Raw genomic sequence first — 25,027 nt, forward strand, 5'->3', positions numbered from 1 at the left:
TGTTTTTGAAAAATAAGAACGAAAAATGCTTTATATCAAAACGCTTTTAGCTTTTCATTCATATCAGTCAATCCGGCTTTCTCTAAGATTTCCCCTGACATTAAAATTAATTCCTGCAAAGTTTCGTTTGAAACGACTTCCAATACACCCGGTGTTTTATCATCCGTTTCTTTTGATAAAAGTCCTCGCTCAATGATTTTACTAAGAAATAAAACATTTTTTCGAGGCATGCGTAAATCAATTTTTATTTTCTCATTCATACCAGGAATGCTTAAAAGGGTTTCATAAATTTTGGCGATTTCAGTTTTTGAAGACATAAAAAATTATTTAAGAATTTATAAATCATTTTCACCTGGCAAATCTATTTTATGCTTTTAAATAAAGCCTGTTTTATCCCCTTCAGAATTTGAAGGGGATACATTTTAGTACCGGTATTCAATTTAATTTCACATCGTTAATCTGAAGCGTGAATTTGAAAACAGTGAAGTATGAATACCAGAAAACAAATTATTTCCTGTGAGGAAATAAGAAAGACAGACATGGTGCAATATCTCTCGCGACTGGGCTTTGAGCCAAAGAAAATTTATCGGGCAGATTATTGGTACCTATCTCCATTAAGAATTGAAAAAACGCCATCGTTTAAAATTAACCGTATTAAAAACTGCTGGTATGATTTCGGAATTGGCAAGGGCGGCAATATTATTGACTTCGCCATTTTATATCATGATTGTACAGTTGGTGAATTTTTAAGAATGTTTCAAAATGATTTTTATAGTCATCAACAGCCAATTTCAGTTCCTAAAAAAGAGAATGCCGATGAAGAAGGCAGAATAAAAATTTTATACAATAAAACTATCAGTGAATTAGTTTTAATTCGTTATCTGCATAAAAGAAATATTCCTCTTTCAGTAGCAGAAAAATATTGTAGCGAAATAATCTTCAGGATTTCCAATAAAAATTATGTTGCATTGGGTTTTAAAAATGATTCCGGAGGTTATGAATTACGGAATGAATCTTTTAAGGGAAGTAACAGTCCAAAAGATATCACGACTATAGAAACGAGAGGTAAAAAAGTGGCCGTTTTCGAAGGCTTTTTTGATTTTCTTTCTTTCATCAGTTTGCTGCCGGATAAAGAAGCAAAAGACCTTAATTTTTGTATCCTTAACTCACTTTCTTTTTTTGAAAAATCAAGAACATTTTTAGAACAGCACGCCGCTATTCATTTATACCTTGACAATGATACATCAGGAATCAAAACGGTCTCTTATGCTGAGAGTTTAAATAAAAAATATCATGATGAAAGTTCCCTTTATAAAAGCTATAAAGATTTAAATGATTGGTTAATGAACATCGGAAAGAGAAGTGAAAAGAAGCAATCAACATTTTTAAGATTATGAAAATTGCGATGGTTCTCGCGCTACGAAATCCGGACTTAGGGTGCCTATAATCGCACCCGGCAAGATGTACGTTTGTCTGACAAACAGATTTTCCCTTCACTCCGGAGTCGTTTCGGGGTTGAAATTCGAAATAGAAATATTTGATTTTTATTAACGAAAAAGTGAGGCAAGAATATGGAACGAAAACCGAAAATAAATTTAACGAGAAGAGTAACCATCAGGCTAAAACCCGATGAATACAGTAAGATCCATTCTAAATTCAAATCCACAACCAAACGAAAACTGAGCGAATATATCCGTGCAGTTTTACTGGAAAAGCCATTGACAGTTTTCACACGAAGCAAGTCTCTTGACGATTTTATTTCCGAAATGATTCTACTAAGAAGTGAATTAAATTCTATTGGAAATAATTTCAATCAATCTGTGAAAAGACTACACACTTTGGATAAAATACCTGATATAAAAACGTGGGCAATTTTGAATGAAAAAAGTAAAGAAATTCTTATTAAAAAAGTAGATGAAATAAAAGAAAAAATCAATCAAATTTCTGATAAATGGTTGCAAGAATAAATACTGTCAAAAGCATTTCAAAAGCGCTCAATTATAATGAACAAAAGGTAGCTAATGGAAAAGCTGAATGCATAACTGCATCCGGTTTTATTAAGGATATAAATAGACTGAATTTTTATGATAAACTTCATCATTTTGAAAGACTTATTTCATTGAATGAGAGAGCAACAATTAATACTCTTCATGTGTCACTAAATTTCGATTCTTCTGACAAAATAAATACTGAAAAATTACAAGCAATCGCCAGGGAATACATTGAAAGAATTGGTTTTGGCAAACAACCTTTTTTGGTTTACCGTCATGATGATGCCGGTCATCCACATATCCATATAGTAACCACAAATATTCAAAGCGATGGAAGCAGAATCTCTTTGCATAACATCGGAAAAAACCAGTCAGAAAAAGCACGGAAGGAAATTGAAATAGAATTCGGTTTGATAAAAGCTGAAAGCAGTAAACAAACAAATAAACTGAATATTGATTCTTTAAATGTGCCAAAAATTATTTATGGAAAATCGGAAACAAAAAGAGCAATTGCAAACGTATTAATGAAGGTTATTCCGCAATACAAATTCACTTCTCTTTCAGCATTGAATGCAGTCTTGAAATTATATAATGTTACTGCTGAAAGAGGTGAAAAAGATTCAAGAATTTATAAGAATAAAGGATTGACTTATCAGATACTTGATGTAAATGGAAATAAAACGGGGATTCCTATTAAGGCAAGTTCAATTTATATGAAACCGACCATGGCATTTTTGGCAAATAAATTCCTTGAAAATGAAACTCTCCGTAAACCGCACCTGAAAAGAATTCAAACAAATATTGATTGGGCATTGAATCAAAAGCCAAACACTTTAAATGGATTAACAAGCACTCTTGAAAAAGAAAGCATTAGTATGGTAACCTGGAAGAACAAAGAAAATATAATTTATGGAGTTACTTACATCGACCACAAGACAAAATGCATTTTTAATGGAAGTGAATTGGGGAAACATTATAGTGCGAAATCTATTGTCAACAGATGTAGAATGGAACTCAAAACTCAAAAAGAACCGGGTAATGAAAATGAACAAATGGTGCATCGAAACGAAAAAGAAATTGTCATTTCTCCGTCCATAAAAACTGACATAAGCAAAACGCTTGATAATTTATCAGAGCCAATTCCAACAGGAAATTACATTCCTTATCAATTAAAGAAAAGCAGGAAAAAGAAAAAGAGAAGACGAATATCAATTTGATTTAAAAACAATATCATGAATACAGGAGAGAATGAACAGGGGCTTAGGAAAATTATTGACCTTACAAGATTGATTAGTATAACAATTTTAATACTGCATTGTTATTATTATTGTTATAGAGCGTTCGAATACTGGGCATTGACTTCAACAATAACCGATAGAGTTTTGAAAAATATTTCGCACACAGGCCTATTTCACAGCTTTAATAATTCAAAAGTAATTGCGTTGGGATTTTTGTTTATCTCACTCATAGGAGCAACAGGAAAGAAAGATGAAAAGCTAGCTTATAAAACCAGTTTAATTTATATCGCAGGAGGATTAGTTATTTATTTTTTTAGTTATTACATTTTGCTTTTTCAATTATCTATAACTGCTAAAACGGTTAGCTACATTGGATTAACCGGAACGGGATATTTATTTATTCTTAGAGGAGGCAATTTACTATCCCGCGTCATAAAAAAGAGATTAAGCAACAAAGATATTTTCAATAAGGATAATGAGACTTTTCCGCAGGAGGAAAGGCTTTTGCAAAATGAATATTCTATTAATTTACCATCAATATACGACCTCAAAGGTAGGATGCGAAATAGTTGGATTAATATTATCAATCCCTTTCGGGCATTGCTTGTCATGGGATCTCCAGGATCAGGTAAATCGTACTTTGTTATCAGGCATGTTATAACACAGCATGTTCGTAAAGGATTCAGCATGTTCATTTATGATTTTAAGTTTGATGATCTTTCTGTAATTGCATACAATCATTTTTTGAAAAACCTATCATCTTACAAAATCGTTCCCCAATTTTTCACCATTAATTTTGATGATTTAAACCGAAGTCATCGTTGCAATCCTTTAGATAAAACTTCATTAAAAGACATTACCGATGCAGCAGAATCGGCGCGTACAATCCTGATGGGATTAAACAGAGAATGGATAAAAAGGCAAGGCGATTTTTTTGTGGAATCTCCGATTAATTTTTTAACTGCTGTCATTTGGTTTTTAAGAAAATACCAGGACGGAGAGTTTTGCACTTTGCCACATGTAATAGAATTGATGCAGGTAGAATACGATAAACTGTTTTCTATTTTGAGAACAGAAAAAGAAATTGATGTCTTAATTAATCCATTCGTAAACGCATACCTGCATGATGCAATGGAGCAATTAGAGGGACAGATTGCATCAGCAAAAATTGCAATGGCCCGACTTTCTTCGCCCCAGATTTATTATGTTTTATCGGGAAACGATTTTACACTTGATATCAATAATCCTAAAGAGCCAAAGATTGTTTGCATTGGAAATAACCCTCAAAAAATTCAAACTTATGGGGCAGTTGTTTCTCTTTATATTAATCGCCTTATTAAACTGGTTAATCAAAAAGGAAATCAAAAAAGCAGTTTGATTTTTGATGAATTTCCGACCATTTACTTAAACAATATTGATAGCCTCATAGCAACTGCCAGAAGTAATAAAGTCGCCACAACTTTGGGGGTTCAGGATTTTAGCCAACTTAAAAAAGATTATGGAAAAGATATGGCTGATGTTATTATGAATATTACAGGAAATATAATTAGCGGACAGGTGACTGGTGAGACTGCAAAACAATTATCAGAAAGGTTCGGTAAAATTATGCAGGATAGATCAAGTGTTTCTATCAACCGGACGGATACCTCTATAAGCCGCTCTAAACAATTGGATTCAGCCATTCCTGCTTCTACAATTGCAACACTTTCTTCTGGAGAATTTGTAGGAATGGTGGCTGATGACCCTGATTGCAAAATAGAATTAAAATCTTTTCATTGCGAGATACTAAATGATCACGAGGCACTAAAAAAAGAAGAACAGAATTTTAAACCAATTCCTGTTATTCGAATGGTGGATAACGGTATAATTCAAAGAAATTATGTAATTATCAAGCAGGAGGTAGAGGACTTGGTGGAAACTGAGATGGGGAGATTGATGGATGATCCTGAAATGAGTAGATTGATTGTGAAAAAGAATTGAAAATGAAGGCTTCAATGCATTTGCAGTGTGTCTTAATCATGACGATAAATGAATGCAAGCCTATAACTGGGAATAAAAAACACGTTTTAGTCAACTTAAATTTAAACTTATGAAATGTCCTTCCTGTAATGAAACATTAGCCATGACTGAAAGACAAGGCATTGAAATCGATTATTGCCCTAAATTTATTTGAAATTGGAGTTTATCCGATCTTTTCCATGGGTGTTAAGGCTAATTTCTAAAAGCTCTCATTTCACTTATCTCCTTCCATAATTCTTTAATTTTTTGTGCAGCCTCCTCCGGCGTTACTCTAATATATTTATAAAAGTCTTTTTCATTTTTGTGTCCGCTGATTTTCATAATTAATTTTACCGGGATTCCTGCTAAAAATTCATTAGTACAAAATGAACGACGTGCTGTATGGGAAGTAATCCACTCGTATTTATGTTTTCTCACTTCAATATTCTTATTGCCTTTTTTATAAGAAAATGTGATCCACTGGTTGAGGCCTGCTAATTTTCCAATCGTTTTAATGTGGCGGTTGAATTCAGGATTGGTAAGCTTCGGTAATTCTTTCCGAAACTGTTCTGTAAATAATTTTTTTGCTTCTTCGCGTAATGGAATAACCACCCAATGATCTGATTTTTCTTGTTTTTTATAAAGCATATCAAGATGTAAATCTTCAAGCCGTAGGGTTGAAAAATCAGAAAAGCGTAGCCCTGTTAAGCAGGCTAGTACAAAATAGTTTCTATATTCTTCCAGATACTTAACATCAGTTAAGTCAGTCTTATAAATTTTCTCAATTTCCTCAAAAGTGAGATAGATTGCGTCTGCTTCTTCTTCTGGGATATTAAAGTCGCTTAGATCTATTGGAGTAATTATTTTTCGTTTTATTCTATCGCGAACAAAAATCCTAAGCTGTTTTATGGTTTTGCCAATTGAATTTACCTTCAAACCTTTGATGATCGTTTTCCTTCTTTTATGCACATATTCAAAAGTGAGAAAGTTTACGAATCCATCATAAAATTCAAAGTCCAGGCTCTCAAAGGTTATCTTTTTTCTTCGGTATATTTCATAAGCTAATAATTGCTGCTTCATACAATTATAGACACAAATTGTCGCCTTACTTACTTTTTTTTCTTTAGATTTTATATATTCATCTATTTGAAAGTAAATATTTGTATTCGTTTTCTTTGTGCTAGTCTGAAGAACAATTGCGGTGCCACTTCTTTGAAGATTATTAAAGTCAAAGTCCGGTTTAAAAGTTGATTTAATAAACTTTCCTCGATCTTCTATTTTTGTTTCAATAGCAAAATAAATTAGGTCTTCAGCTAAGCGTATCATTCGATTCAGTTCTGAATTTAAAACCTGAAAGTTTCCATAGATTTCAGGAAGATCATTAGAGATACATAATCTTTTTTTATTCCAGTATGCAGGAGGAATCGCAATTTCACTGTTTAAAAGAGTGCGTTTATCTGCACTGTAACAGTATTGAATATAAATCACACTTGTTCCATCCCTGCGCATGTCTTTGCGCTCACAAATAGGTTTGATAGGTATTAACATAACTTCCTCGATTTTTTACTCGATTAAGAATATGTCATCCTTTGTAAAGGTAAGTTTAAGAAAAAGGCAGACAGTGTTAGAAAAACTTGAAAATCAAGGCATAATAATAAAGCGGTGTAAAATAAAATAAGGATTACAAAATTGTAATCCTTATTCAAGCGGACCGGACGGGACTCGAACCCGCGACCTCCGCCGTGACAGGGCGGCATTCTAACCAACTGAACTACCGATCCTAAATAGTTAATTTGGGAGCGCGAAGATAATAAAATTTATACTCTGTCAAACCCTGCTTCCGGTTTTTTTTAAAAATTTCTCTGGCCTGTTGTTTACACAAAATAAAAATTATCATTATTTGTTCGTTTACTATTTATAAGAAGAATCCTGCTATTAAAATAATAAAAGGCTTCGGCACTCTTATTGCTTTTCAATGTCAAAATACCACGAATGAATAGAACATTTGCAATTGGCGATATCCACGGTTGCAGAAAAACATTTGAAAAATTGCTTATAGAAAAAATTCAGCTTCAGAAAGAGGACACGATTTATTGCGTGGGCGATTATATCGACCGGGGTAATGACAGTAAAAGCGTAATTGATTTTATTCTTCAACTGAAAAAGGAAGGTTACCGGGTTTCGACTTTACGCGGTAATCATGAGCAAATGATGATTGATGCATTGAACGACAAGAGAGCGCTTAAACTTTGGTTTGATAATGGCGGAAAAAGTACTTTAAAAAGTTTTGGTATCAAATCGCCGGATAATTTGCCGGAGGAATATGTTTCTTTTTTGAATGAAACAAAATTTTATCTCGAAACGGATAACTTTATTTTTGCCCATGCAGGATTAAATTTTGAAAATGAAAATCTTTTCGAAGATAAAGAAGCAATGCTTTGGGAAAGAAATTTTAATCCCCGCCAGCCGGCGTTGGGTAATCGTTATTTAATTCATGGACACACGCCAATTCCGCTGGCTTTTATCCTTCAACAAAAAGGAAACTGCATCAATATAGATGGCGGCTGTGTTTACGTAAATCGTCCTAATTTTGGAAATCTGGTAGCCGTTAAGCTGCCTGAAATCGAATATCTTGTGGAAGAAAATTGTGAATGAACTACTGTAACGATAATGCCTATACGAAAATTGAAATGCTATGATACCTTTTTTTAAACTTTTTTTAATTTTTTCTCTTATGGCTACATCAGAAGCTAATAATGAAACACGCGATGGCAAACAAAAAACAAGCCCCATAATAGCTGACGGCGCTACGTTGCAGCTCGTGTCTGACCAATTTAAATTTGCCGAAGGCCCGGCGACAGACAAAAAGGGGAATGTGTTTTTTACAGACCAGCCTAATAATAAGATATGGAAATTTGATACAAACGGTAAGCTTTCTGTTTTTATGGATAATGCAGGCAGATCAAACGGAATGGATTTTGACAACGACGGTAACCTGATTTCGTGCGCCGACGAAAACATGCAACTGTGGTCTATCGATCCAAAAAAGAAAGTAACTGTGTTAGTCAAAGATTATAAGGGAAAACTTCTAAATGGTCCTAATGATGTTTTTGTGACTAGCAAAGGCAAAATCTATTTTACTGATCCATACTATCAGCGCGAATATTGGAAAAGAAAATCTCCTGATCTTGATGGACAAAAAGTATATTATCTCAAAGGGAAAAACAACCCCGTTGTGGTATGCGATAATCTCAAAAAGCCAAATGGTATTGTCGGAACTCCCGATGGAAGATATTTATACGTTGCCGATATAGAAGGAAACAAAACTTACAGATTTACGATTGAAGCAGATGGAAGCCTTTCAGACCAGGTTTTATTTGTGAATCAGGGTTCTGATGGAATGACTATGGACAACAAAGGCAATGTATATCTCACAGGTAAGGGTGTAACGGTTTATGATAAAGAAGGGAATAAAATAGAACATATAGACGTGCCCGCAGACTGGACAGGAAATATCACTTTTGGTGGAAAGGATAAAGACATTCTGTTTATCACGGCCTCACAAAAAGCATATACGCTGAAGATGAAAGTAAAGGGGAATAAGTAAGTTGGTTCTTTTTATTGAAATTACTGGGGAGACTGAATATTATCTTACTAATACGCATTTGTATTTACACTGTTGTTGATTAAATAAAGTTCAAACCATGAGCTTGCAAGCTTAGCCACTTCATTCAATGCATCCGGCTCTTCAAAAGCACCAGGATCACCGTTTACAATTTCTATATTTTTATCACAAGCTAAATACTCATAGGCGTTTTTATCACTTTGAATCACGTCATCATCTAATGAACCATTGATAAATAACGTAGGTGCGGTTACTTTATCTAAACTTACGGCAAGGTTTGCAAGGCCACTTTGGCTTACGATTGCTTTGATCGTGTCGCCCAGAAATACAGATGCTTCAAAGGCAGCAGCAGCCCCGGCGCCTATTCCAAAATAGCCAATCGGCAGATTATCAAATGTAAATTGTTCTATAACTTTTTGTGTCACCCTGATAAGCCTTGTCTTCAGCAATTCGATATTAACTTTAAGAAGCGCTTCCTTCCCTTCTTCCTCTGTCAGCAGATCTATAATTAACGTACTGATATTATTTTGATTAAGAACATCTGCCACAAAATTATTTTTAGCGCTTGAATGATTACTGTCAGCGCTGTGAACGAATATTACAAAGGCCTCTGCATCTTTGGAATGGGTTAAATTACCTGCGACCGAAATGTCAGCAAGATCCAGCTTTATTTCACTTTTGATCATTGTTACCATATTTAAATCATCAATATTTATTTAGAAAATCTAATAATTTTCAATCACAATTTCTATGCCTCAAACAAAACAGGTTGCTGAACAAGTTTTGAAATAAACAGAATTTGAAATAAACCGGCGTCGCTTAAAATTTTTATTTTAAAATAAATTTGCTGCTAAATTATTAAAAGCATGAAAAAAATTATCTCTGAATTTGCTGCCTCAAAGTCTTTATTAGCGGCGCTTTCGGCGATCATGCTATTTCATGTGTTGGTAATTATTAATGTAATTCCTTATGAAATCATTTGGGGCGGACGAGCAAGAAACCGGGGAGAGATTATTAACCTTGAGTTAATTTCTATTATTGTGAATGCAATAATGATTTTTGTTGTTTTAATAAGAACAGGAGCGGTTAGGCTTTTTATAAGCGGGCGATGGTTACGGATATTATTTTGGTTGATGTTTGCTTTCTTTTTGCTGAATACATTGGGCAACCTTTTTTCAATTAATCAGATTGAAAAATTCATTTTTACTCCGCTCACTTTATTTCTTTCTTTTTGCTCACTGAGGCTTGCTTTGGTAAAATGAATTTTATTAAATACTGATGAAATAAAAATCATGCTTAATTGTTTGTTTACTGTGTTGGCGTAAATTGCGCGCTTCAATCGTTACCATTTTAATTGAATGCCTTGACATACACTGAATCTATTCACTATTTATATAATAAACTTCCGGCATTTAGCAGAAGCGGAGCAAAGGCTTATAAGGCTGATTTAAAGAATACAATTGCCCTGTGTAATTTTTTGGGCAATCCTCAAAATAAAATTAAGACCATTCATATTGCAGGCACTAATGGCAAAGGCTCAGTAAGCCATATTCTCGCTGCTATCATGCAGGCAAATAATTATAAAACAGGATTGTATACTTCGCCTCATCTGAAGGATTTCAGAGAAAGAATCAAGATTGACGGGCAGCTAATCAGTAAAAAATGGCTGGTACATTTTGTTGAAAAAACGATGGAGATTGCCGATGAAATAAAACCGTCTTTTTTTGAACTCACCTTCGCTATGGCGCTCGATTATTTTGCAGCAAATGAGGTTGATGTTGCCGTGATTGAAACCGGCCTGGGCGGCAGATTGGATAGCACCAACATCATCCGGCCGCTTTTATCAATCATCACCAATATAAGTTTTGACCACATGGATATTCTTGGTGATTCCCTTCAAAAGATCGCTTTTGAAAAGGCAGGTATCATTAAAGAAAATGTTCCCGTTGTCATCGGAGAAACGAATGCAGAAACAAGGCCTGTGTTTGAAAAAAAAGCGTCAGAAATGAACGCGCCTGTATTATTTGCTGATAAAAAATACCAGGTTATTTCGTCGGAATATTCTGCCGAATTCCTGAAACTTAGTATTCATGATAACGAAAATAACCGGGATCAGAATTTGCGCCTTGACCTTAATGGGTTATACCAGGAAAAAAATATTTTGCCTGTACTAGCTGCAATACATTTCCTGAGAAACAATTTTCATTTGAAAGATGAAAAAATTATTGAGGCACTTTCGCAGGTAAAAAAGCTTACAGGCCTTTTTGGCCGCTGGCAAATTATTCATGAAAATCCAACGGTGGTTTTAGATGTTGCGCATAATGAAGATGGGATAAAGCAATTACTGCTTCATCTTCAAAAATTAAATTATCAATCACTGCATATTATTTTTGGAATGGTGAAAGATAAAGACATCAGGAAAGTGCTGTGTCAATTTCCACGTGAGGCCACTTTTTATTTTACCAAAGCTCATAATCCACGCGCATTACCCGAAGATCAATTGCAGCAGATGGCTAAAGAGTTTGAATTAAAAGGAGCAACTTTTGACAATGTAAATCAAGCGCTGAAATCAGCGTTAGACCACGCTTCTTCCCATGATATTATCGTGGTTTGCGGAAGTGTTTTTGTAATTGCAGAAGTAGAAAGCCTTTAAGAATCGGGAGCAAAATTTAAAATTCTCCCAGCGCTCTTAATGCATAGAAAATGCAATTATTATGGGTAGCCTGCACTATTTTATTTTCAAGAAATAATTTTTTTAATTCCGCAACAGAAATTTTTTCTATTTGCAAATCTTCATGATCGTCCAGTTGTTGCGCCCCAGTTCTTTTGCCGCCTTGTGCAAGAAAAAAATCTGTGTAGTTATTGAGCACTCCCGGGTTTGCTGCAATTTTACCTACATAGGTGAAAGAAGTAAATTCATATCCGGTTTCTTCCTTCAATTCACGCCGCATCGCTTCTTCAGCAGTTTCGCCTTTATCAATAAATCCACCGGGTATTTCAAGAAGCACTTCTTCCAGGGGATGCCTGTATTGCTTTATCATTAATACTTCGCCTTCTTCGGTAAGCGCAACGCCACAAACAGTTCGGGGTAATTCCACCACAAAATATTCAGGAACAATTTTTCCATCCGGCATCATGCATTTATCCCTGCGGGCAGTAAAATATTTGTGCCTGCTGATGTATTCTGATGATAATATTTTCCATTTCATAATAAAACAGATTTTAATTCCAGTGCATTCTTTTTCTTAGTTGAACAATTTGGGCAACATGGTGGCGGCTGTGCCAGGCATAGGATTTTAAAAGTTCCCAAAGAGTGAGTTCTGTTTTTCTTTCGGGATGACAAATAGTCCGTTGCCACTCATTTTCATTCATCTGGTTCATAAGCTCATACCAACGGGCATGCAACGCAAACAAAAGTGTTACCGAAAGATTGACTGGTAATTTTGAGTCGGGGAGAAGCGCCCACGCATCTTGCTCATAAGGTTTAATGGTTGGATTGTCTTCAGTTAATGCCAGCTTAAAACGAATGTAGGCATTGATATGGCTATCTGCCACATGGTGAACCAGTTGCTGAATCGTCCACCCACCGGGCCTGTAAGGCGTTTCAAATTGTGCCGCATCCAAATCCTGGATAGCAAATTCAAGATAGGAGGGAAGCATTTCGATGTCAGCCATCAGTGAAGATTTTAACTCTTCACCGAAATCTTCTGAAAATTCTTTTTGCTCCGTTTCTTTCCCAATCGGATACCGGAGTATTTCATCCTCTTGCATAAAGGAATTATTTATTTACGATGTTTAATAATTCTATCGTGAAAATCAGGGTAGAACCACCCGGTATAGCGCCGCCTGCGCCCCTGTCGCCGTAGGCAAGATCAGAAGGAATATACAATTTCCATGTGCTTCCCACCGGCATCATTTCCAGCGCTTCTGTCCATCCGCGAATAACGCCAGAAACCGGAATCGTTAATGGGGCGCCTCTTTTATAAGAATTGTCAAATTCATTTCCATCAATGAGGGTACCAATATAGTTTGCTTGCACCGTATCTGTTGCTTTTGGGATAGGCCCCGTGCCTTTGGTTACAATTTCGTATTGCATTCCATCGGGCAGTGTAACAACGCCGGCGCGCTTTTTATTTTCTTCCAAAAATTTCTGTCCTTGTTCCTTAATGGCACTTGTTTTTTTGGTCATAAATTCCTGCAGTTTTTGTTGTATGTTCATATTGCATTCGTCTTCAGAAATGGCTAATGGTTTATTGTTTAAAACATCGTTAAAAGCTTTTTTAACGTAGTCAGTATTTAATTTTTCAACGCCCTGGGTTTTGTAGTATTCTGCTACCTGTACGCCGATTGCATAGCTAAGGCTGTCAATTCCGGTCATTGGTGCAGGCTTATGCACAGGTGAAACACTTTGCTTTTTAGGACTTTTGTTTTGAGCAAAAAGAGCAGAGAAAGGCAATAATAAAAGAAAAAAAACAGCTTTCATATAATATGTTTTTTGGCCGGGTTATTTCTGTAAAACAGTGCGCAAATATAGCTTAATCCTCCCTGAAATCTTTGCCTGTAAGGTTAATAAAAACATCCTCCAGGTTGGCTGCTTTAGTTTCTTTCGGCCGTTCAAATCCTGAAGCCACCAATTCATCGATTAACTTATCCGGGCTTTCTATCGCGATGATTTTTCCTTCATCCATAATGGCAACGCGGTCGCACAAAACTTCCGCTTCATCCATGTAATGCGTGGTTATGATAACGGTGGTTCCTTCTTTTCTTATTCTTTCTATCAAATCCCAAAGGTTTCTGCGGGCTTGCGGATCCAGGCCCGTCGTGGGTTCATCGAGGAAAATAATTTTGGGCTTATTAATTAAAGTGGTGGCTATAGAAAAACGTTGCTTTTGTCCGCCACTCATTTCTTTGTATTTGTTTTTAGCCTTATCTTTTAGATTGACCATTTCAAGCAGTTTTCGCGGGTCGGTTTTGGTGTTATACAATCCGCAAAACAAATCAATAAGTTCAAGAAGGTTGAGCCCCGGGTAAAAACCTGAAGTTTGCAATTGAACACCGATTATTTTTTTTATTTGAGCGGCATCATTATCAAGGTCGAAGCCATTGACAATTATTTTTCCTGAAGTTTTGTCTCTGAGCGTTTCAATAATCTCAAGGGTAGTAGATTTACCAGCCCCATTTGGCCCAAGAAGGCCAAAGATTTCGCCTTCAAATACATCAAAGGAAATTCCTTTTACTGCCTCAAATTTCCCGTAATTTTTTATCAGGTCTTTTACAGAGATAATTGGTTTCATTTAAGATATTTACGCCGGTTTGATGAATGCAACAAAAGTAGTGCAATTAATTTTTGCGGCGGAACCCATGCGAAGCTTCCGTTGTTTGAACTTATATAAAAACGTTGCATTTGTTTCAGTAAAAGCATAAATAATTTTATTTTTTATTTTAGGTGGCTGCAAAAATCTGCATGCGGCTGTAGTAATAATGCTGCTGAAAAGCGCGGAGAAATACGATAGGCACAGTAATTTCTATGGATACAAAAAAGAGCGTTTATGCTCTTGCACAGCCTTATCCATGCTGGTATCTTTGTTCCAGAAGTTGATTGATGTTTATGAACATTAATCAGATCCAAATCCAATGAAAAATTGATTTCCTTAATCCGGGAAAACCAAAGAATCCGATATCAGTCAACTTCTAATTTTGTTAAGAGTTATACCTGTGAAAAATAATTATCCCAATGAAAACTAAGCCGGAAGGCTTGCCCAAATTTCTTCCTGCAAAAAATAACCCCCAGGAATAAATTAATAAAAGGCTTCTTCACTCGTTTTGAAGAAGCCTTTTTTATTTCATTTCCATCGAAAAAAAAGGCAAAAATTACGTCACCAGATTTTCACCCTGAGGCTGTCAGGAATATACATTGAATCTTTGGCAGTTACATTGTAGGTTTTATAAAATTCGCCTATATCGCTGAAAGGCCCGTTGACTCTGTATTTAGCCGGAGCATGAACATCGGTCATAATTCGGTTTCTTAATAATTCGGGCCGGATTTCGTAAAGCCAGCTTAGAGCATATCCCATAAAAAATCGCTGCATGGGCGTAAAACCATTAATGATTTCATTTTTCTTGTAGGCTTCAGAATTTTTAAAAGCATCAATTCCGATTTCTAATCCGCCCAGGTCAGCAATATTTTCTCCTTGCGTAGCCCTGCCGTTGACGTGGTAACCTGGCAAGGGTTCATACTTATTAAACTGGTTGATAATTACCTGGGCTCTTTTTGCAAATTCAGCAGAATCTTTTTTTGTCCACCAGTTGTGTAAGTTTCCCTGCGCATCAAAAAGTCTTCCCTGGTCATCAAAGCCGTGGGTTATTTCATGGCCAATATAGCTTGCGCCTACGTAGCCAAACATGGTGGCATCGTCAAGATCTTTATCGGCATACCCCGGAACAATAAAAGCAGCAGCAGGAAAAACTATCTCATTATTGGCGGGATTATAATACGCATTATATGTCTGCGGATACATACCCCATTCTTCTCTGTCGACAGGTTTGCCCAGTTTATTTATTTCAAAATTGTGCCACCAGGTATTTGCGTTGATAACATTTTGAAGATAGCTTTCATTGCTAATCTGCATTTGCGAAAAATCTTTCCACTTATCAGGATAGCCAACCTTTTTGTGAATGGCTTCTAATTTTACAATTGCTTTTTGTTTGGTGCTGTCGCTCATCCAGTCTAATTTTTCAATCCTTCTTTTATAAGCCGCCCTGATTTCCTCCAGCATTTTTTCATATCGCTTTTTCGCAGTAGAATCAAAATATTTTTTTACATACAACTGGCCCACTAATTCTCCCATGGCGTCTTCTTCAGATTGAACCACGCGTTTCCAGCGAGGCTTTCTTTCCTTCGCTCCGCTGAATAGCTGGTTGAATGTAAAAGACTCCACACCATATTTTTCCGGCAAGGCATTAGAAAAAGAATTAATTAACCGATATGTCAAATAATTTTTAAGGTCGCTGATGGATCTGGCCTTTAAATTTGCATCCAGTGCTCTGAAAAATTCGGGCTGACCAATAATTACCGAATCCACATTGGCCACACCAATGTCTTTTAAAAACTTTTGCCAGTCTATTTCAGAAGATAATTTTTTTAAATCCGCGATAGCCATTTTATGATAGTTTGCATAGGGGTCGCGCAAATCGGCTAACTTTCTTGAATTCTTTGCAAGCTGAGTTTCAAAGCGAAAAATATTACCCGCGGCTTTCGCGGCGCTTGAAGAATCCTGCCCCTGGAAAGTCAGGACAGTAGCTATATGATGCACATATCCCTTCCTGATATTTGCCGTCGACGAATCGGTATTAAAATAATAGTCGCGCTCGGGCAAGCCGAGGCCGCCCTGGGATAATTTAAGCGCCATCACATCACTTTGCTTATCATCCTGTTCTATGAAGGTATTGAACAAAGCATCTACACCAATCCTATTTAATGCCGCAACGGTATTGATAAAAGAAGAAATATTACTGATTGAATCTACCTTTTTTAAATAGGGATTTAAGTATTCGATCCCCTGTTTCTCAACTGTTGCGGAATCCATTGCGGCGCTCCAGAAGTCTCCAATCTTTTGCGCAGCAGAGCCTTTATCAGCTTTTTGTTTTACGGCTTCTTCAGAAATGTTCCGGATTCTTTGCTGGTTTTCATTGTTAACTACATAGCCAATTCCCCACGAACTTTCTTCCTTTGGTATCGGATTGTCTTTTATCCATTTGCCGTTTGCGTATTCAAAGAAATCATTTCCGGGAGCTACTGTTGTATCAATATTTTCCGCAAACGGAAGTTTGATTTCAGTGCTTTTTGATTTGCATGAAAAAATAACCAGGCTGGCTATGCAGCAACGGAGCAGGTATTTCATTTATGGTTTGATGGTTTAAAATGTGACAAAAGATAATGCGATCAGAAAAGCAATAGAGTAAAAAAATAAAAATATGACTAAACGATGTCTTTTTGCCTTGCTTCCCTTTGTGATAAAAACAAACCTATCATCACCAACATTACACCAACTACTGTGTACACACTAATAACATCGTGGAGGATTATCGCTGCTATGGCGAATCCGAAGCCAGGACAAAGAAACAGCCACATGCCAGCTTTTACTGCATTCCTTTTTAAAAGCCAAAGCCATAATTGTATCGCAAAAATTGAAACAAAAACAGCAAGCCACAGCGTTCCTCCCCAAAATTTAGCATCAAAATGATTCTTGCCTGAATGATATTCAAAAATAGTGAATGGCAAAAGCAATAGCCCGCCCAGCATAGTTTGCCAACCGTTAATAGTCACAATGCTGAGGTTATTCCATTTTTTTGCAGAAAAATAGATTGCTCCCGCCGAATAAGAAATCATGCTGAACAATAATAAAAGCAATCCGCTGAGAGTCATGGAAGCATCCTTTAGCAGCGGCCAGGAGGCGATGAAAACGCCTGCTGTTCCTAACAGTAAAGCAACAAATACTTCAGTTTTTAATTTTTTCTTTAAAAAAAATAGTGACGAAAAGCTGATGAATAATGGATTGGTGGCTATGGCCAGCGCGCCTACTCCGGCTGTTACTTCCTGCATGGCAATTACGTAACAACCGAGATAAATGGTAATATTTAAAAGGCCGTAAATGAGAATTTGGCCCCATTCTTTTTTGGCAGGTAAATTCTGCCTTAAAAATAAATGTGCGAAAATTAGCATGATTATTCCGGCGACGGCAAACCTGACCTGTGCTATTACCAACGGTTGGGAAGAATCTAATGCAATTTTGGTAGCTGTAGAGGCAGAGGCCCATAGAAATGCAAAAACAATTCCTGCAATAATCCACTTATATTCCTGCTTGATGGTAAAGATTTGGTTTTAAGATAAAAATTATGTGGCTATGAATATTCCGGTGATTTCTCTTTTTTTGTAAAATAAATAACCCCGATTATTCCTGAAATAATGAGCGCTGAAGAAATTAGCTCAGCCTGAGTTGGATGAAATCCAAAAATAGAATACTGCGTATCAACCCTTATTTTTTCAATAAAAAATCTTTCAATTCCATTCATGATAAGGTAAATGCAAAATAAAACTCCCGGTACTTTTATGTTCTTTCGTATCCCCCATAAGATGAAAAATAAAATGAAGCAGGTGATGATTTCGTACAAAGGCGTAGGAAAAACCGGCAATGGTAAAGCCCTGCAATATTTTCCTTCACAATCAGGAAGAACAATTCCGTCTTCATTTACATTGTGAGGAAAGGTGAAAGCGAAAAACCAGTCGGGAAGCCAGCCGGGCCCTCTAAAGCTTTCGTGGGGTACATTGTCGAGTGACGTATGAATACGATCCGTTACCATTGTGGTTGCTCCGTTAGGATCTGTAACTGTGCCCGACAAAAAATAAGTAGAATATTTCTGTAGATTCTGCCGGAATTCATCGGGCGCAGCCGGAACGACATGGCCGGGAACATCGGAAACATAAGCGCTGTTAAAAACACCCCAATCGCCATCGCCTGCAACCATACAGCCCATGCGGCCAATAGCGTAAGCAATCATTAGCGCAGGTGCAGCGGCGTCTACCAGGTGAAGCAAACCGATGCCCTTCTTTTTTGCATAAATAAGAATAGCAATGGCAGCCACGATTAGTCCGCCATAAAATGTAAGTCCGCTTGGCGCAATTAAATTAGCAATCGGATCAGCAATAAATCTGTCCCAGTTTTCAAGATTATCAAATATTTTAGCGCCGATAATACCGAACACCAAAGCAAATATCACAATATCGCCTACCCGGTCATGCGGCCAGATTCGAATCGTTCTTCTTTCAGGTTTGGCGAGCTTCTGTTTGCTTTTTTCCTTATATTTTAAATAAATAAGAACTCCGGCAATTATTAATCCACCGAGCCAGCTTCCTTCAGAAGAAAAAATATATTCCTGGAGGTCTATTCCATGCTGGCGGCTGGCGATAAAGGCGCCGATTAATTTGTAGCCAAAAATAAATCCAACGAGGCCATTAATAAATAATTCAGGAAAGGATGCAGGCTTACCGGTTGTGATGGTTTCTTCGCGCGGCAATAAAAGTCCCTGTTTTTCTTTCCTTTTTAATTCTTTTGTAAGAATCCAGGCCGCGGCAATAAACGAGAGAGCGACAAAGATTCCGAATGTATAAAAGATCTTAAAAGCGTTAACCTCCCAGCCAAACCAGTCCTTTAAAACAAAATATAAATTTGGATACATGTTTGTCTTTTAGCTTTGGAAAAAATCATTGCCGATCTTTTACAAAAAAGAAATAAAAATAAAAACCTTCAAAATTATGAAGGTTTTATTTTAAAAAAAGTATTTAGCAATAAGCTTCAAAAGCTGCAGAAAGATTATTTGCAATCATTGTGGCTGTAGCGCCTTCAATATTGTGCCTTTCAAGAAAATGCACAAGCTCCCCATTTTTAAATAAAGCTACAGAAGGGGATGATGGTGGATAAGGCAAAAGATGTTCGCGAACTTTTTGGACTGCTTCAAAATCAAATCCGGCAAAAGATGTTGCAAGATGATTGGGTTTTTTTTGGCTCGATTCCAAAGCAAGTAATACTCCGGGCCGTGCAGTGCCTGCTGAGCAACCACACACCGAGTTAATTACGAATAATGTTGTGCCTTCTTTTTTTAACTCTGCCTCAACCTGTTCGGGGGTAACCAGATCTTCAAACCCATTTTCGGTTAATTCCTCTTTCATGGGAATTACAATTTCCTGTGGATACATACGCGTTAATTTTTAATTTCAGTGTGCAAATTTACAACAGTTTCTTCTTTTAATGACATACGAATATCATAAAACTTTGGAAATAATGTCATACAAAAATTAATTATAAGACATTTTGTCTCAATAAGTTAGCAATATTTCAGGTAAAAGCGGTTGGTATTTAATTTGACTGATAGTAGTAAATTTTAATAACAAAAAAACACAAAATAGTATTATGACAGCCTTAAAATTCAACCAGCCAACATTGAAAACTATTGACAGTTTTCTTGACAATTTATTGAGCGAAATGCCTGTTGTCAATCAAAACAGTAATTTCAACTTCCCTGCTGTGAACATTACCGAAACGAAGGATAATTATGAATTGGATTTAAATGTTCCCGGCAGAAACAAAGAAGATTTTAAAATTACTGTTGACAAAAATGTGCTAACTGTTTCTTACGAAAAGAAAGAAGAGCAAAAAGACGACAGCAAAAAATTCATTAAAAAGGAATTCAGCAGCCGCTCTTTCAAACGATCTTTCAACCTTGATGAAAAAATAAACGCTGAAGCAATTAATGCAAAGTATGAAAACGGAATTTTATCATTGACTCTTCCTATAAAAGAGGAAGTAAAAGTGATGCCCAAAGAAATTGCAGTAAGCTAATGACGTAATCAGGAATATTATAAAAACCTTCTCTTATCCGGGAAGGTTTTTTTATAGTAAAAGCACAAATCAAATTGATTTTTATTCCAAAAAGCCAAACTATTTATATCCCAATATTTTCAACATGCTTTGGGCGCTCTGCTGCTTTGCATACAGCCAGTCTACCAGCTTGCCATTTTTATCGTAATCCAAAACAACATATTTTGGCGAAGGTATTAGGCAATGTTTGATTCCCCCATAACCGCTTATTTGGTCCTGGTACGCGCCGGTATGAAAAAAGCCGACATACAACGGTTCACCGTCGCCTATTTTAGGTAAAAAGACTTCGTTGATATGTTCTTCCGAATCATAATAATCATGGCTGTCGCAGGTGATGCCGCCAAGCGTTACTCTCTGGTATTCATTTTCCCATTTATTAATGGGCAGCATTAAAAATTTTTCGCCAATGCCCCATGTGTCGGGCAGGGTGGTGATGAAAGAAGAATCTATCATGTACCATGTTTCACGGTCGTTTTGCCGTTTTTCGCCTATCACACTGTAAATGTGCGCCATACTTTCGCCTACGGTATAACTGCCGAATTCAGTAAAAATATTGGGCATGGGCACTTTACTTTTTTTGCACCCGGCCTTGATATTTCTTACAATTTCGTTGATCATAAACTGGTAATCATAATCAAATCCCAAAGAATGTTTTATAGGAAAGCCGCCGCCAATATTTATCGAATCAAGTTCAGGACAAATCTTTCTGAGCTGGCAATACAGGTTAATAACCTTATTTAGTTCGCTCCAATAATAAATATCATCTTTAATTCCTTTGTTCAAAAAAATATGAAGCATCTTTAACTGAAAACGATGTTCATTTCCTTCAATTTCATCTACATAAAATTCAAGAATATCTTTTGCGCGTATGCCTAACCGTGAGGTATAAAACGGAAAGTTGGGTTCTTCCTCAGCAGCTACCCGGATGCCGATATTAAAAGGAACCCTTACTGATTTTCGATAGGCTTTCAGCTCTTCTTTATTATCGAGAACAGGGATCACATTTTTAAATCCTGTATTAATTAGTCGTGCAATCCGGCTTGTATAACTTTTTTGCTTAAATCCATTGCAAATTATAAACGTATCCTTGGTGATTTTTTTTCTTGCAAATAATTTATGAATGATCTCAATGTCATAAGCATAGCTTGTTTCCAGGTGAATATTGTGTTTCAACGCTTCTTCCACGATAAATGAAAAATGCGAACTTTTGGTGCAATAACAATAATTATATTTTCCTTCGTACTTATGCTTCTTGAATGCATTTGCAAACATTTTTTTAGCCTTATTAATTTGCATCCCTATTTTCGGCAGATAGGTAAATTTCAGCGGCGTTCCATATTTATCAATCAGGGCTTTTACATCTACATCATTGTATTCCAAATATCCATCCTTAAGATCAAAACCTTCCTGGGGGAAATTGAACGTTTGATCTACGAGGTCGTTATAGCTGTTATTCATTCAAAACTTTTAAGATTTTAAAAAATTATGTACAAATGTAATAGAATGAATAATTACTCTATAAAAAAACCGTTCCGGATTTTGACGGAACGGTTGCAAAACAAAAAAATGGGATGAAATCTATTTTACTGACTGAACCAGGTTTTTAAAACTTTCCGGTTCGTTCATAGCCATATCAGCAAGCACTTTCCTGTTGAGTCCAATATTTTTTTCATTTAATTTATTAATAAACTGGCTGTAAGTAATTCCTTCTTCCCTTACAGCAGCGTTGATACGAGCGATCCAAAGGGCACGATATTCACGTTTTTTCAGCTTACGGCCTACGTAGCTATAGGTAAGCCCTTTTTCCATTACATTCTTCGCAACGGTGTAAACGTTTTTTCTTTTTCCATAATAGCCTTTGGCGGCTTTAAGTATTCTTTTTCTCCTTGCCCTTGATGCTACTGCATTTGATGAACGTGGCATAATATAATATTTTTAATTTTTTGAAATTGTTATCTTAATTTTTCTTCTTAAACCATTATTTCATTCTGAGCAGCCTCAAGACGAATGGCCTGTTTGCATCACTGATAGTTCCCTTCTTGCGAAGCGCACGTTTGCGTTTAGTTGATTTTTTGGTAAGAATGTGGCGTTTGAAAGATTTCTGATAAGTAATTTCACCCGTTCCGGTTACTTTGAAGCGCTTCTTGGCGCTGGAGTTGGTTTTAACCTTTGGCATTTTACAATATTTTATTTTTACACCCTCGCCGGCGCCCCGAACAGACGGGAACTTATGGAGCCATGTGGGTAATATGTTTTTAGAAAAGCCCATTCAGCCAAAACATAAAATGCTGAAAGGGCTGCAAAAGTAATAAAACGTTTTGAAAAAAATTGATAAACTTCAAGGAAAAACGCAACGTTATCCTATTCTAATAATAATTTTTCCATCTGTACTGTGCGATTCAATGGCTTTGTGCGCTTCAGCTATTTCGTCAAGGTTAAAAATCTTGTCGATTTTTACGATTAATTTTTTTTGTGCCATCAGCGAAGCTATTTGCCTCATTTGTTCTCCATCGGGATGCATCATCGGCCAAATGAGATCTATATTTCTTTCCTCGGCGAGCCTTATGGCTTCCGGGTCATTTTTAGTGGACGAAGGAAGGCAAACCACTTTTCCGCCTTTTTTTACACACAAGAATGAGCGGTATAAAACATCGCCGCCCATGGCATCTAAAACGGCATCGCCGTTTTTGAAAACCTCTTCAAATTTTTCCTTTTTATAATTAATGAACTGGTCAACGCCAATCTGTTTTAAAAATGCCTCATTTTTTTCTGACGCAGTGCCTGCCACAAATGCTCCATTTAATTTTGCAAATTGAACAGCAAGATGGCCAACGCCGCCAGCGGCAGCTTGTATCAAAACCTTTTGTCCTTTTATAATTTTCAAATGTTCATTAATCGCCTGGTACGCAGTAAGGCCTGCAAGAGGCACGGCGGCAGCATCTTCAAATGAAACATCCGAAGGCTTTTTTGTTAAAAGTTTCGGATCAGCTATTGCAAATTCTGCATAGGTTTTTCCCAATCCCGGAAATCCTATGCAGCCAAAAACTTCATCGCCACTTTTAAATTGAGAAACATTTTTCCCAGCGCTTTCAATCGTTCCGCTTACATCCCAACCTAATATGGCAGGCAACTTCAGGGTTTTGGCTCTGGCATTGGTCCCGGCTCTCACCTTCGCATCTACAGGATTTATTCCCGCAAATTTTATTTTAATCAAAACCTCCTCATCGCCTGGAACGGGTTTTTCCATTGTGACGTTTTGTAAAACTTCAGGCGGTCCAAATTCACTGATGATAACGGCTTTCATAATTTATTTTATTAAAGTCAATTGCATTCTGAGCGCTTTTTTGGCCTGATGATTAACCGTAAAGTAGGATTATTGGTAATGAATGACCAAAACCAGCTAAAAGCCAGCTTCACTTTATTCCTGAAACCTACCAGCGGAATAATGTGAACAAACAGCCAAATCAGCCAGGCAAAAAAACCGGTGAAAGAAACTTTGGGAAGGTCTGCTACGGCTTCATATTTTGATATAATGGCCATGCTTCCTTTGTTGTTGTAGGCAAAAGGTTTTAGTTCTTTGCCGGATTCCATTCTCCTAAAATTTTCACCTAAAACTGTTCCCTGTTGAATGGCCACTTGTGCGAGTTGCGGATGACCGTCAGGATAATTTTTATCTGTGGTTTGCAAACAAATATCGCCAATCGCAAATATATTATTGGATTCCTTTACTTTGTTGTACTCATCCACCAGTATTCTTCTGCCACGCCCCACCTGTGAAGGCAATATTCCCGGTACTTCACGCCCCGTTACACCCGTAGTCCAGATTAATGAATTAGTTGGAATTCTTGTGCCATTAGCCAAAACAACCTCTCCGTTTTCATAATCCTTTACGATAGCATTCAGCGTAATTTCAACGCCCAAATTTTTCAACACTTTTTCAGATGCTTTCTGGGCGGTGTGGCTCATTGGCCCGAGCAGTGTTGGTGAGGCATCTATCAAATGGATTTTGGAAATGCCTCTGTGAATTTCCGGATATTCATTTCTGAGAATTGTTCGGCCCATTTCTGCCAGCATGCCCGCGATTTCTACACCAGACGGCCCTCCGCCAGCTATCACAATATTTAATAGCCTTTGCTTTTCCTTGGCGTCTTTGGTAATGGCAGCTTTTTCAAGATTCAGCAACAGGTGATTCCGCATATTGATAGCATCATCAATTGACTTCATCGGCAGGGCAGAATTTTTTACATTTTGTATCCCGAAAAAATTCGTTTCCGTTCCAACCGCAATTACGAGATAATCATACTCCAGCGTCCCATTCGTTGTTTCAATTTTATTTTCTTCCGGTATTACTTTGGTAAGCGCGCCATAATGAAAATGCATATTTCTTTTTCCTTCAATCATTCTGCGGTAGGGATAGCTGATATTAGAGGGCTCAATAAAAGCGGTAGCCACCTGGTAGAGCAAGGGAGGGAAGAAATGATAATTATCCGGGTCTACAATTGTGACATCAAATCTGCGGTCTTTCCATAATTTTTTCATTAGATTAATTCCGCCAAAGCCGCCACCCACCACTATTATTTTTTTCACTGCTTTTTTTTTTACTTTTTAGTAATCTCTAAAATTAGAGAATGTGTTATTTTTAGCGTTACCACATCAGGAATATTTTCTTATCCTTTTATCATTTCTGGAATATCTCAAATTTTGTTCCTCAATTATTTGGCAGTGATGGAAACAGACAGC

26 protein-coding genes and 1 tRNA gene are annotated in these 25,027 nt (G+C 36.7%); 10 read left to right on the forward strand and 17 right to left on the reverse strand.

Translation table 11 applies throughout. From position 1 onward, the window contains the following. Positions 1–35: 35 nt before the first annotated feature. A complete protein-coding gene (locus EFY79_RS00925) occupies positions 36–317 on the reverse strand; it encodes a hypothetical protein (RefSeq protein WP_123118790.1) in 282 nt (93 codons plus the stop codon). Between the two features lie 171 nt (positions 318–488). On the opposite strand from EFY79_RS00925, the gene EFY79_RS00930 reads away from it, so the two are divergent. From EFY79_RS00930 to EFY79_RS21975, 5 genes are all read left to right on the forward strand, one after another. After that, positions 489–1,397, forward strand: a complete 909-nt coding sequence (locus EFY79_RS00930; protein WP_123118791.1) for a toprim domain-containing protein — start codon at positions 489–491, stop codon at positions 1,395–1,397. Between the two features lie 174 nt (positions 1,398–1,571). Further along, positions 1,572–1,967, forward strand: coding sequence for a plasmid mobilization protein (locus EFY79_RS00935; RefSeq protein ID WP_123118792.1), 396 nt, complete (start codon positions 1,572–1,574; stop codon positions 1,965–1,967). Continuing rightward, positions 1,952–3,208, forward strand: coding sequence for a relaxase/mobilization nuclease domain-containing protein (locus EFY79_RS00940; RefSeq protein ID WP_123118793.1), 1,257 nt, complete (start codon positions 1,952–1,954; stop codon positions 3,206–3,208). Before EFY79_RS00935 ends, EFY79_RS00940 begins: the two co-directional genes overlap by 16 nt. 15 nt (positions 3,209–3,223) lie before the next feature. Beyond that, a complete protein-coding gene (gene mobC / locus EFY79_RS00945; protein WP_123118794.1) occupies positions 3,224–5,209 on the forward strand; it encodes a conjugal transfer protein MobC in 1,986 nt (661 codons plus the stop codon). A gap of 109 nt (positions 5,210–5,318) precedes the next feature. Then, a complete protein-coding gene (locus tag EFY79_RS21975; RefSeq protein WP_123118795.1) occupies positions 5,319–5,402 on the forward strand; it encodes a TFIIB-type zinc ribbon-containing protein in 84 nt (27 codons plus the stop codon). Between the two features lie 38 nt (positions 5,403–5,440). Here EFY79_RS21975 and EFY79_RS00955 read toward each other — a convergent pair whose 3' ends face one another. Next, entirely contained in the window at positions 5,441–6,775 is a 1,335-nt protein-coding gene (locus EFY79_RS00955; protein ID WP_123118796.1) for a tyrosine-type recombinase/integrase, read from the reverse strand. 159 nt (positions 6,776–6,934) lie between these two features. Next, positions 6,935–7,008 (reverse strand) — tRNA-Asp (locus tag EFY79_RS00960). 211 nt (positions 7,009–7,219) lie between these two features. Between EFY79_RS00960 and EFY79_RS00965 the strand changes: the two genes are divergently transcribed. Together EFY79_RS00965 and EFY79_RS00970 are read left to right on the forward strand one after the other, a co-directional pair. Then, a complete protein-coding gene (locus tag EFY79_RS00965) occupies positions 7,220–7,882 on the forward strand; it encodes a metallophosphoesterase family protein (RefSeq protein WP_123118797.1) in 663 nt (220 codons plus the stop codon). Positions 7,883–7,961: 79 nt separating this feature from the next. Then, complete coding sequence (locus EFY79_RS00970; RefSeq protein ID WP_233577893.1) at positions 7,962–8,834, forward strand: SMP-30/gluconolactonase/LRE family protein; 873 nt, start codon at positions 7,962–7,964, stop codon at positions 8,832–8,834. A gap of 47 nt (positions 8,835–8,881) precedes the next feature. Here EFY79_RS00970 and EFY79_RS00975 read toward each other — a convergent pair whose 3' ends face one another. Then, positions 8,882–9,538 (reverse strand): alpha/beta hydrolase, encoded by a 657-nt coding sequence (locus EFY79_RS00975; protein ID WP_148041819.1) that lies wholly within the window; start codon positions 9,536–9,538, stop codon positions 8,882–8,884. Between the two features lie 180 nt (positions 9,539–9,718). Between EFY79_RS00975 and EFY79_RS00980 the strand changes: the two genes are divergently transcribed. Further along, on the forward strand, positions 9,719–10,114 hold the full coding sequence (locus tag EFY79_RS00980; RefSeq protein WP_123118800.1) for a hypothetical protein: 396 nt from the start codon (positions 9,719–9,721) through the stop codon (positions 10,112–10,114). Positions 10,115–10,215: 101 nt separating this feature from the next. Further along, positions 10,216–11,505 carry a bifunctional folylpolyglutamate synthase/dihydrofolate synthase gene (locus EFY79_RS00985; RefSeq protein WP_123119211.1) on the forward strand — a complete coding sequence of 430 codons (1,290 nt, stop codon included), beginning with the start codon at positions 10,216–10,218 and terminating at the stop codon, positions 11,503–11,505. 16 nt (positions 11,506–11,521) lie between these two features. On the opposite strand, the gene EFY79_RS00990 is transcribed toward EFY79_RS00985, so the two are convergent. The 8 genes from EFY79_RS00990 to EFY79_RS01025 all read right to left on the reverse strand — a co-directional run bounded on the left by EFY79_RS00990 (position 11,522) and on the right by EFY79_RS01025 (position 19,605). Then, positions 11,522–12,061: an NUDIX hydrolase gene (locus tag EFY79_RS00990; protein ID WP_123118801.1), complete on the reverse strand. Its 540-nt coding sequence runs from the start codon at positions 12,059–12,061 to the stop codon at positions 11,522–11,524. Between the two features lie 13 nt (positions 12,062–12,074). Then, a complete protein-coding gene (locus tag EFY79_RS00995; RefSeq protein ID WP_123118802.1) occupies positions 12,075–12,623 on the reverse strand; it encodes a YfiT family bacillithiol transferase in 549 nt (182 codons plus the stop codon). A 7-nt stretch (positions 12,624–12,630) separates the two neighbouring features. After that, positions 12,631–13,335, reverse strand: coding sequence for an FKBP-type peptidyl-prolyl cis-trans isomerase (locus tag EFY79_RS01000; RefSeq protein ID WP_233577894.1), 705 nt, complete (start codon positions 13,333–13,335; stop codon positions 12,631–12,633). 52 nt (positions 13,336–13,387) lie between these two features. Then, positions 13,388–14,146, reverse strand: coding sequence for an ABC transporter ATP-binding protein (locus EFY79_RS01005; protein ID WP_123118803.1), 759 nt, complete (start codon positions 14,144–14,146; stop codon positions 13,388–13,390). Between the two features lie 582 nt (positions 14,147–14,728). Continuing rightward, the gene (locus tag EFY79_RS01010; protein WP_123118804.1) at positions 14,729–16,753 is read right to left on the reverse strand and encodes a M13 family metallopeptidase; all 2,025 of its coding nucleotides are present in this window, start codon (positions 16,751–16,753) and stop codon (positions 14,729–14,731) included. Between the two features lie 77 nt (positions 16,754–16,830). After that, positions 16,831–17,727, reverse strand: coding sequence for a DMT family transporter (locus EFY79_RS01015; protein ID WP_123118805.1), 897 nt, complete (start codon positions 17,725–17,727; stop codon positions 16,831–16,833). A gap of 26 nt (positions 17,728–17,753) precedes the next feature. Next, positions 17,754–19,088, reverse strand: coding sequence for a prolipoprotein diacylglyceryl transferase (locus EFY79_RS01020; RefSeq protein ID WP_123118806.1), 1,335 nt, complete (start codon positions 19,086–19,088; stop codon positions 17,754–17,756). A 103-nt stretch (positions 19,089–19,191) separates the two neighbouring features. After that, a complete protein-coding gene (locus tag EFY79_RS01025; RefSeq protein ID WP_123118807.1) occupies positions 19,192–19,605 on the reverse strand; it encodes a BrxA/BrxB family bacilliredoxin in 414 nt (137 codons plus the stop codon). A gap of 214 nt (positions 19,606–19,819) precedes the next feature. Here EFY79_RS01025 and EFY79_RS01030 point away from each other — a divergent pair, with 214 nt between their 5' ends. After that, entirely contained in the window at positions 19,820–20,248 is a 429-nt protein-coding gene (locus EFY79_RS01030; protein ID WP_123118808.1) for an Hsp20/alpha crystallin family protein, read from the forward strand. A gap of 99 nt (positions 20,249–20,347) precedes the next feature. Here EFY79_RS01030 and EFY79_RS01035 read toward each other — a convergent pair whose 3' ends face one another. The 5 genes from EFY79_RS01035 to EFY79_RS01055 all read right to left on the reverse strand — a co-directional run bounded on the left by EFY79_RS01035 (position 20,348) and on the right by EFY79_RS01055 (position 24,874). After that, positions 20,348–21,745 carry a type III PLP-dependent enzyme domain-containing protein gene (locus EFY79_RS01035; RefSeq protein WP_123118809.1) on the reverse strand — a complete coding sequence of 466 codons (1,398 nt, stop codon included), beginning with the start codon at positions 21,743–21,745 and terminating at the stop codon, positions 20,348–20,350. Positions 21,746–21,865: 120 nt separating this feature from the next. Next, positions 21,866–22,210, reverse strand: a complete 345-nt coding sequence (gene rplT / locus EFY79_RS01040; RefSeq protein ID WP_123118810.1) for a 50S ribosomal protein L20 — start codon at positions 22,208–22,210, stop codon at positions 21,866–21,868. Positions 22,211–22,265: 55 nt separating this feature from the next. Beyond that, positions 22,266–22,463, reverse strand: coding sequence for a 50S ribosomal protein L35 (gene rpmI / locus EFY79_RS01045; protein WP_123119213.1), 198 nt, complete (start codon positions 22,461–22,463; stop codon positions 22,266–22,268). A 180-nt stretch (positions 22,464–22,643) separates the two neighbouring features. Then, on the reverse strand, positions 22,644–23,591 hold the full coding sequence (locus EFY79_RS01050; protein WP_123118811.1) for an NADP-dependent oxidoreductase: 948 nt from the start codon (positions 23,589–23,591) through the stop codon (positions 22,644–22,646). A gap of 17 nt (positions 23,592–23,608) precedes the next feature. Beyond that, positions 23,609–24,874: an NAD(P)/FAD-dependent oxidoreductase gene (locus EFY79_RS01055; RefSeq protein WP_233577895.1), complete on the reverse strand. Its 1,266-nt coding sequence runs from the start codon at positions 24,872–24,874 to the stop codon at positions 23,609–23,611. Positions 24,875–25,027: the final 153 nt, after the last annotated feature.

The organism is Hanamia caeni (genome assembly GCF_003721595.1).
GTDB lineage: Bacteria > Bacteroidota > Bacteroidia > Chitinophagales > Chitinophagaceae > Ginsengibacter > Ginsengibacter caeni.